This is a genomic window from Roseateles sp., assembly GCF_052436255.1.
Classification (GTDB): domain Bacteria; phylum Pseudomonadota; class Gammaproteobacteria; order Burkholderiales; family Burkholderiaceae_C; genus Pelomonas.
In genome coordinates this window covers 1-8,478 of the sequence record NZ_JBQVNP010000188.1, presented here as the reverse complement: position 1 = coordinate 8,478, position 8,478 = coordinate 1, and the positions used below count along the sequence as shown (strand labels likewise).

7 protein-coding genes are annotated in these 8,478 nt (G+C 57.9%); 3 read left to right on the top strand and 4 right to left on the bottom strand.

Features of this window, described 5'->3' with window-relative positions:
* Positions 1–684: 684 nt before the first annotated feature.
* Positions 685–3,360: an N-6 DNA methylase gene (locus tag ACT6S0_RS24925; protein WP_444766446.1), complete on the top strand. Its 2,676-nt coding sequence runs from the start codon at positions 685–687 to the stop codon at positions 3,358–3,360.
* 93 nt (positions 3,361–3,453) lie between these two features.
* Here ACT6S0_RS24925 and ACT6S0_RS24920 read toward each other — a convergent pair whose 3' ends face one another.
* The 3 genes from ACT6S0_RS24920 to ACT6S0_RS24910 are packed head-to-tail and all read right to left on the bottom strand — an operon-like array spanning position 3,454 to position 5,394.
* A complete protein-coding gene (locus ACT6S0_RS24920; RefSeq protein WP_444766445.1) occupies positions 3,454–3,918 on the bottom strand; it encodes a hypothetical protein in 465 nt (154 codons plus the stop codon).
* A gap of 46 nt (positions 3,919–3,964) precedes the next feature.
* Positions 3,965–5,083, bottom strand: coding sequence for a HigA family addiction module antitoxin (locus ACT6S0_RS24915; protein ID WP_444766444.1), 1,119 nt, complete (start codon positions 5,081–5,083; stop codon positions 3,965–3,967).
* Between the two features lie 14 nt (positions 5,084–5,097).
* Positions 5,098–5,394 (bottom strand): type II toxin-antitoxin system RelE/ParE family toxin, encoded by a 297-nt coding sequence (locus ACT6S0_RS24910; RefSeq protein ID WP_444766443.1) that lies wholly within the window; start codon positions 5,392–5,394, stop codon positions 5,098–5,100.
* A gap of 556 nt (positions 5,395–5,950) precedes the next feature.
* Between ACT6S0_RS24910 and ACT6S0_RS24905 the strand changes: the two genes are divergently transcribed.
* On the top strand, positions 5,951–6,622 hold the full coding sequence (locus ACT6S0_RS24905) for a TnsA endonuclease N-terminal domain-containing protein (RefSeq protein ID WP_444766442.1): 672 nt from the start codon (positions 5,951–5,953) through the stop codon (positions 6,620–6,622).
* A 151-nt stretch (positions 6,623–6,773) separates the two neighbouring features.
* Positions 6,774–7,607, top strand: coding sequence for a hypothetical protein (locus ACT6S0_RS24900; protein WP_444766441.1), 834 nt, complete (start codon positions 6,774–6,776; stop codon positions 7,605–7,607).
* A gap of 240 nt (positions 7,608–7,847) precedes the next feature.
* Here the strand turns inward: ACT6S0_RS24900 and ACT6S0_RS24895 are convergent.
* On the bottom strand, positions 7,848–8,478 hold a 631-nt coding region (locus ACT6S0_RS24895; protein WP_444766440.1), incomplete at its 5' end, for a Kiwa anti-phage protein KwaB-like domain-containing protein.

Genomic DNA, 8,478 nt, shown 5'->3' with positions numbered 1-8,478 from the left:
TGCCCGAGCACTACGGCGCGTTGAGCCCCATCCTGCATGTGGTGCCACTGCAGTTGCTGGCGTATCACACGGCCTGTGCGCGCGGCACCGATGTTGACAAGCCGCGCAACCTGGCCAAGAGCGTGACCGTGGAGTGAAAGCGGGGTAAGGGTTTGTTGGGTGTTCACGGGCAATAGAGTCCGCGACATCGCAATAGAGTGCGCGACAGAGCAATAAAGTCTGCGACAAGCGACGCTCGTTCCAATCGACTGGTCGCTGACACATCTGAGCGTGCCGGACAAGCCCAGGGGGTGTTTGCGCTGGGGTCGCTGCGCGCAGCCCTCAATGCGGGTCCCATCGTCATGGGCACGTGCCGTGCGCTCGCTGGGAGTAGGCCTCGACCCCGCAGCCTAGCCCGCTTCGACGGGCTTTTGAACGACCGCCCTTCAGCCCAGCGGCTGGCGTCGGCTGCAGCCGCAGCCGACCGCGGCGGACGCTAGCGGTCGTGGCGACGTTTTAAACCCCTCGGGGTCGGCTGCTACCACCTTGCGAGTGCAGGCAGAACGCGCCTTCGGGCCCTGGATTGCTCTACCCGCAAGCCCAGGGGTTGCTACTGCACACACGCCCGAGCGCCGGGCAGTGTGATGCAAGGACAATGCCCTTTGCGCTAGACACAACAAAAATGAATGGATTCAGGCAGAACGTATGGCGAACGAGGAACTTACCCAGCGGAACTACCTTGCAACGGGCCAACTACGTGGGGACGCCTTCGGGCTGTTTGAAGAACTGAATATCGGCGCAACGTCGGTCGCCGAACTCAAGTTGTCGGGGCTCGATTTCGCCATCGCGCCGTCAGTCACTTTTCCGTTCACCGAATACAAGCGCCCCAAGACCCTTAGCGCGTGCAAGCCCGACCGCGTGCTGGTGGATCGCCGCAAGGGAACGCCCGTGCCCGTCGCAATAGCTGAGCACAAGGGCCCTCGCAAGATGCGGACGGCCAAGGACTTCACGAAGGCGTGCGAGCAAGGGCTATTTGCTGCGGCGGTGATGGGCGTCCGGGTGGCACTGGCTACCGATGGCGCGCGCACGCATTACGTGGATGTGGAAGGGTCGCTCAATGAAGGGCTGCTGAAGTTCTTCCCCGAGCCCCGCGAACTCAACCCTGCGGTGCTGGAAGACTTGCTGGCCGGTGACGCGGCAGTGGCAAAGAACCCGCACCAGCTTGCGCAGACCGTTTGGCAAATCATCTGGCACGCGACGAAGGAGGAGCCGAAGCAGTGCTTGATGACATTCGTCGAACTGTTTGTACTGAAATTCTTGTCAGACAACCTGCCCGCGTCGTCGCTGCCCAAGTCCCTGACGTTCTACGAACTGCTGCAAGACGCGGGCGTGTTCCAAGCCAAGCACGGCAGGACAGCGGTCAGCTACTACGTGACGCAGATTCGGCCGTACATCAAGACGCTGTTCCCCGACAACGTGTTGGCAGGTGACCCGGGAGTGGCCGCACTGTTCGGGCTTCAAACTGTCGTGTCGAAGACCTCCGTCATCAACGGTTTCGCGTTCCTGCGGTCTTCCGCCGATCCGTTGGACTCGTTCAACCGCACGTTCCTCGAAATCCTGGATGCGTTCAAGCGCTTCGGCTCGCTCAAGTCCATCGACCCCGAGTTCAAGTTGCGGCTGTATGAAACCTTCTTGAAGAACACACCGCGCCAACAAAAGCTCGGCCAGTTCTTCACCCCGCGTAACGTAGTCCGCCAGATGATCCGAATGGCGCAACTAAACAAGCTGCCTGACAATTCGGTTGTTCTCGATCCGGCCGCTGGCGTCGGGGGCTTCGTTTTAGAGCCGCTGTTGCTTGACGATGCGTTGCCCGGCAACGTCACGATTAAGTCGGGCAAGCCGCGCCGCCGTGTGCGGACGATTGGTGTGGACATGGATGCCAACACGCACATTCTGGCGAAGGCAAACACGCTGCTCCACTTGGCCGACCTGCTGCGGCAACCGTCTACGACGCTTCCAGCATTGAACGAGGCAATGGCCGACACGTTCGTGCTGATGAACGCAAACGAAACCCTTGGCTCGCTGGAACACCCTCCCCGAAACGTGATCGACGTATTGCTAAGCAATCCACCGTTCGTCACGCAGGGCAGTGCGATCTACCGGAAGGAGCTTGCGAGTATTTCCGGCATGCGCAATGGCATAGCCCCGCGCGATTACTACGAAGGGTGGGGCTTGGGCGTTGAGGCGTTGTTCATGCGCTATATCAGCGGATCACTTAAACCGGGCGGTCGCGCATTCGTCATCGTGCCATTAGGCATGTTGAACCGTACGGAGCCGAAGCCGAAGGAACGACTGCTGGCCGAGTGCAACATACTTGCGTCCATTGAATTGCCACGCAACACATTTTTCAACACCTCTCAGCCCACTAGCATTCTGGTTCTTGAAAAGCGGCACACAGCGGCTGATACCCGTCCTGACGTGCTGTGCGGATTCGTGCGAACCATTGGGGAAACCTTGGACGTAGCTCGCGTGCCTACGCCGAATAGCAACGACTTAGCTGAGGTCGCGGATTACTTCATCGAGCGTGACAACGGAAGGCGCGTGCCGACGTCGCCGGTCGTGAAGGTAGTCAGCGCAGTTGAGTTTACGGCTAATGATAGGTGGGATACAGCTCGCTTCTGGTCTGAGGACGAGTTAGTTAGTCTAGGCGTCAAAGCAGAGTCCATTGAGCGCACGGAGTTCATAGACATTGCAACTGCAGAGCTAACTGAACTCGTGGCCGAATTAGACGCGTCGCGACAAGAAATTAGTGCACTCACTTCGGGGGCGTCCGAGGAAGTGGTTTTGTCGGATGCCACTCTGTTTTTGGTTAGACCGGGAACTCGCATTCGCAACGAGGACATCCGAGCTAACAAGGGCGACATTCCGGTGTACTCGTGCTTTAAAGAAAAGAGCGCATCGAAGGGCAATATCACAGAGACGTATCTGAGGAAGAACGGCATTCACATCGAAACGGATACAAAAGCTATCGTCACTGTGATTGCAAACGGCGCAAAAGCTGTTGGCAAGGTATTTGTACGTCAAGAACGGTGCGTGTTGACAGACGACGTCATCGCCGTTGAAATTTTGAGTTCCGAACTGGATGCTGACTACATAGCGAGTGAGCTACGCAGAGCGATTGCCTCAGGTGGATTTCTGTACGAGGCTAAGTTGTTTCAAGGCCGTGTTAGCCAATTGGTAGTCAACATACCAGTGCGGCTCGACGGGTCATTCGACCTTGATCAGCAGAAAGCCATCTCGGCCGCAATGCGACGCTTTGACTTGATCCGCGCTAAGCTCCATGAGTTGGGCGACTGGAGCGAGAAAGCGCGCATCGCGTAGCAACGGTGCGTCCCAGCCGGCGTCAAATAGGCGATCAGTAGAGCTGTGAACAGCTAACGACTGCCGATTTTTACTGTCGGAGCAAAACGGGCGTCAAGCAGCCTTCTTTCCCTTAAAGGGCAATTGGAGTTCTTCAACGTCAACCGTGAAATCGAGCGGCACCTGGATCGGCTTCTGAGCGGGATCCTTCGCGTTGTAGACGTCGACGTCCGTCTTGAGCTGGTAGCAGTCACCCACTATCTGCTGGCGGCGCTGCGCGAATGACCTCACAAAATGGTCTCTCGGCGCGCGCTCATCGTCCATATCCGCCCAGAGGGACATAGTTTTGTCGCCCTTTTTAGAGCGCACCGCGTGCATTGCGCGGTACCGCTGGCCCTTGGCGTCGGTCCTATAGTCCTCACGAAACTGCTGGGCAATGTCTGTGGCGATGGCATCGACGACGGTCCGGACGCTGGGCTTGTGAAGTCCATTGCGGTACGCCCACTCGGCCACAGCATGAGGATCTAGCAGGCCATCGCCGCCAACCTCTGTTTGGTAGCGTTCGATGTATGACTTCACTTGGTTCGCATATGCAGACATAGTAGTTCCCAACTTAATGCGGTAATTACTCGGAGAACGAGCCCCAGCCGTCGGCATCGGCCGAAGGCAGTACAAGCGCCCGCACCTTCACCTGGTACTTGCGCAAGAAATCGTGACGGCCCAGCCTACGTTGCAGCTGCCCAACTACCAAACCTGGATGGGCACCGATGCGTTGCGCAAACCGCAGCACCTTCTCTTCAGAAAAGTACGGATGGACACGCGCAATGAAACTATCGAGCTCTTTTGAAGGCACACAGAACTCCGCGCCAGCGGCATTCGCCAGTCGCTCGCATTCGGGCAGTTCAGCGTTGTCCTCGCCCACGTCCGTATCGATCACTGCCTGGTTGCTTGCCTTCCCGTCCTCGCGCAGCACGTGCTCAATTTCATGCCGTAGCACGAACCAAAAGTTGTCGATGCGGTCGTAGCGCAACGTCATGCCGATGACCGGTTTGTCGCCCTCTAGCCAAAAACAGGCGCCGTCAATCTTGGAGCCAGCCATGGGCTCGACCAGTACAAGACGAACGCCGGCCTCCGCAAGGGTGCGAGGCACATGGCGCACTTCTTCTGGGGAATGCGTGAGTGTCTTTAGCTTTTCGACTGCCGCCAGCAGCTTCGTGTGCGAATAGGCGTCAACAACTTGCTGGCTCGCCAAAGCCTTTACGCGAAACAGCCAAGCCAGCTGAAGTGGAGTGACATCCGATAGCGCGTCGGTCTTCTTCGCACTGTGGCAGAGATCCGGCTCCACGGATATGTCTGGGATGGAAAAGAAGTCGCAGAAGCGCTGCTCCAAGACGTCTATGTTCTCGCTCGCTCGGACCCAACCACGGCGCATCATTTCCCGGACTGGGAACTTGTCATAAAGCCGCGCCTTGCGCGCAACGTTGTTATTTGATGTTTTTACTTTCGAGAGCTGATACTGACTCTCTAAGTTCATCCAATAATCCGGTGAAGTACCGAAGGCATCGCCCAACCCTTTGGCAGTTTCGGGCGTGATGGCCCGCTTTCCCGCGACGATCTCGCTGATCAAGCGGGGCGGCCGGTCAAGAATATCCGCCAACTCTTGCTGGCTCCATTCCCGCGCTTCCAGCTCCTCCCGGAGGAACTCTCCAGGCGGGAATACTTCTGCAGGCACGCGTGCGTTCATGGGATCTCCAATTTCTAGTGATAGTCGACGATTTCAATAATCCCGACTACTTTGCAAGGATGCCCGCCTCGAATTTCGAGAATCAGTCGCCATTGCAAATTAAGACGTATTGAGTGCTCTCCCTCTCGGTTTCCCTTGAGTTTTTCAAAATTCAACGAACGCACATTTGCGAAGTCGCGTTCGTCTCTGAAGGCGCGAATTTGCTGAATCCGTTTTCGATAGGCGCGCACGATCTCTTGGGAGTACTTGCCCGTGTATTGGGCATCCCTTTCCAGGCGGTCTAGGTCGTCATCGTCGAACTCAACTTCCATTTGACGAGTCTATGGCAAATAGCTGACATCCGCAAGTCCTTCTTTACACATGGTGTAAAGAAGGACTTCTATGGTTGGACGATGGCGGGAGCGACGCGGTCAGCCGCAGTGAGATGCGGTGAGCATTTGACGTGCCCTCGACAGGGCCACTGGTCGCAACGCTCTTGACGCCGCCTGAGCACAATGCAAACTAAAGCTTGGCCGATTAGCGAAGACCAAGCCTCCGCGGCTCACAGCTCCCGTTTTGGGCGGTTTCCCGAAGGTGCCATCCCAGGTGGCAACGCAACGAACGTCGATGGGCTATCGGCATTGGTGCGGACCTTCGACCGTAGCCAACGAGGAGCAGGGCACCAGCAAGTCCACACCACAAACACAAACGCCACGGCCGGCAAGCACGTGGCGTTTTTCGTACTGGGAGTTGAAGCCCAGATTTCAGGAAGCGACGCCTGAAATCTATCCGCGCCACCGGAGCGCGTCAACTCCCCTTTTTTAAATTTTGTGATCGCGTCGAGCGGGCACTGGATGCGCTCGCCTGCACGCGGAAAAGGGTTCGAGCATGCGCAAAGGAAGACGCTTCACACCAGGGTTGCTGGATCGGTGGGAGAAGCAGGGACGGGGCACCGGCACAGGCGCCGACTACCAACCCTGGCACCAGGTCACGCGATCCGATCCGTCGAGCCGCGGTCGATCGCATCTCATTTACGTCAGCAGCGGGCGCCTGGTCCACCTGCTTTCCGACGCCGAGTACGTCGCCTTCGCCTTTGCGACGATGTGCGCCGGCCTCATCGAGGTGCGAGAGCAGTTTGGGCTACCGACGACCTCGGGCCAGCACGGGCCGTCAGCCGGGCCAAATGATGGCTGGGTGGAGGGGACCGAGGCGATTGCGTGCGACCTTGAGGTGCGCCATCCGAGGCTGACGCACAAAGGTGTCACGCGGCTTTGGTCGATGACATCGGACCTTGTCCTGTACTTCGGGGCCACCGTTGCCGATTCCGACAGCGGGATGCTGGCGGTGGCCGTCAAGTACGCCGAGGAGCTGAAGCGGCCCCGCGTTTTGGAACTCCTCCGTTTGGAGCGCGAGTTCTGGCGCCGGCGAGGCGTGCAATGGCTGCTCGTAACGCCCGACCTGTACCACCCACTATCCCAAGGCGTCCTGAGCGCCGGCTTGGCCTACGTCGTGGGTCAGGAGCCGGTGAGCAGCATCTTTCAGTGCAGCTTGATCAGCTGAGCGGCCAATACTCAGCCGACGAGACGAAGGCATTCATGGGCGCTCGGCTGTCCGCCGTATTGGGGACGTGCGTTGTGGGGAGTGCGGTGGTCCTTCTGCTTGTCTGGCTGTTGCGCTGAAAAGGTACCGCGCTCAATCCTACGGAGGAACGATGGACATCGGCAGCTCAATGCTTGGCGCAGCCAAGAGCGTCGTCAGCTGGGGGTACGGGCTTCTTGAAAAGCTCGTATGTCGTCGCGCCTATGCGCTTTCGACGCTTTACCACGATCACCGGCTGCTGATCGAAGCTCAGCCATACCCACTAGGCGAGCACCTTCAGTACATGCTCTTCTGGGACGAGTACTTGCATGGTGCCCGGCAAAGAGAGCCCACCATCGAAGTTCGCACGCATCGTGGTGTTCGACTGTCCAAAGCAGTGATTGCTGTGTCGGCATCGAATAGCAAGGTCTGCTATCAGAACGAAGTGGTAATGCGCCATGTCGACGAGCGCCGTCATCGCGCGGCTCTACCAGCTATTCCGTTTCGATACCCGAAGATCAAAGGCAACTTGGTCTACACACCGTACGACGAGTTCCGCGTGGAGTTGGTTGAGATCGTTGACGAATCCGGGAAGGATCTGCTGCCGCGCTACCCCGTCGTGCATGTCACGCATCCTATAGATCGCCTTGAGGTGGCCTTGGGGGAGGAGCGCGAGTACGTCGAGAAGTGGGGCGAGGTATACAACCTGCGCTTCATCGAGCTGCAGGCCAGAGAGGAAATGGTTCACATCCTCGCGTGGCGTTTCTATCGATCACCGGTCGTGCAGAAGCTGACGGAACCGCTTCTGAATCGCCGGGTAGGCAAAGCACTTTTCTGGATCAAGAACGCGGTCTGGGCGCGCCCGCTGCAGCGCGAGCTTCAGCGACATATCGCGGAATTCAAAGAGTACGCAGCAAGCCGGCAGAAGCGCGAAGACGCGGTCGTTGCTCGTGAAGAGCAGGCGTAGCGCATCGCTGAAGCACGTGGCGCGTCTGCGAATGCGTTGCGTTGAGGAGGATTCACCTAGGACCGCTGATCGCGCACAGCGCATCTAGGCGCTCAGCGGAAATTCCGGATCCCCTTTGCGACGCCCCGAGCTGGCGCGAGCCATCGGGATCGCGTTTGACCTTGACCAGGCACCGATTCCCTCTGCTCCGACGTGATCGCGGTTTGCGGCCGAGCCCCTGGCTGCACCTCTGCTCGCGCACTACAACGCAGCGGCGGACGGCACGTCAAACGTCGTTAAAGACAGCTTTGAATGAAGGCGATGGTTGAGCAGCACTTGCATGATGGCCCTCATCGTGTCCTCAGTCGCCACAATTCGACCCGCAGTGTCAAACTCGATATTCCAGCCCTCTTGAGCATTCACGTCGCGGAGCCGCTGCATATAGGTAGGATTTGCGTAGTTGGCTTTTTGCTGGATAACGGCCATGCGACGAAGATGCATCGTGTTCGTACCCACATGGATAATCAGCGGTGTCAGGTCAGTAAAACAAGCCGAGAAGGTAGGGTCCGTTTGTAATGTGGCAAATGACTGTGTGTATTCGAGCCTGTAGTTCAGCAAAGCCTCAAACGACCGCTTATTAATAATCATAATGTTGTTGTCGAGAACGACGAAGTCAAGGCTCTTGGCAATCGTAAAGCTGCGGTCCTCCACCAGTTCGAGCCGATTCGCACGCAAAACTACGTTGACTACGGTAGTCGGACCTGCAGAACCCCGCCCACCCGCATGAACACTGGGGATTCGGGGTGATCGCCGATGGTCAGAACTCCCAGGAAGATATTCAATCCATATCGGTTGCTGGGAGTTTTGGGAGGCGAGTCGATGGTCACGGACG

What these genes read in the sequence shown, in the direction of transcription:
- ACT6S0_RS24925 (WP_444766446.1), top strand. Translation starts at nt 685, where the DNA reads ATGGCGAACGAGGAACTTACCCAGCGGAACTACCTTGCAACGGGCCAA.
- ACT6S0_RS24915 (WP_444766444.1), bottom strand. Translation starts at nt 5,083, where the DNA reads ATGAACGCACGCGTGCCTGCAGAAGTATTCCCGCCTGGAGAGTTCCTC.
- ACT6S0_RS24910 (WP_444766443.1), bottom strand. Translation starts at nt 5,394, where the DNA reads ATGGAAGTTGAGTTCGACGATGACGACCTAGACCGCCTGGAAAGGGAT.
- ACT6S0_RS24905 (WP_444766442.1), top strand. Translation starts at nt 5,951, where the DNA reads ATGCGCAAAGGAAGACGCTTCACACCAGGGTTGCTGGATCGGTGGGAG.
- ACT6S0_RS24900 (WP_444766441.1), top strand. Translation starts at nt 6,774, where the DNA reads ATGGACATCGGCAGCTCAATGCTTGGCGCAGCCAAGAGCGTCGTCAGC.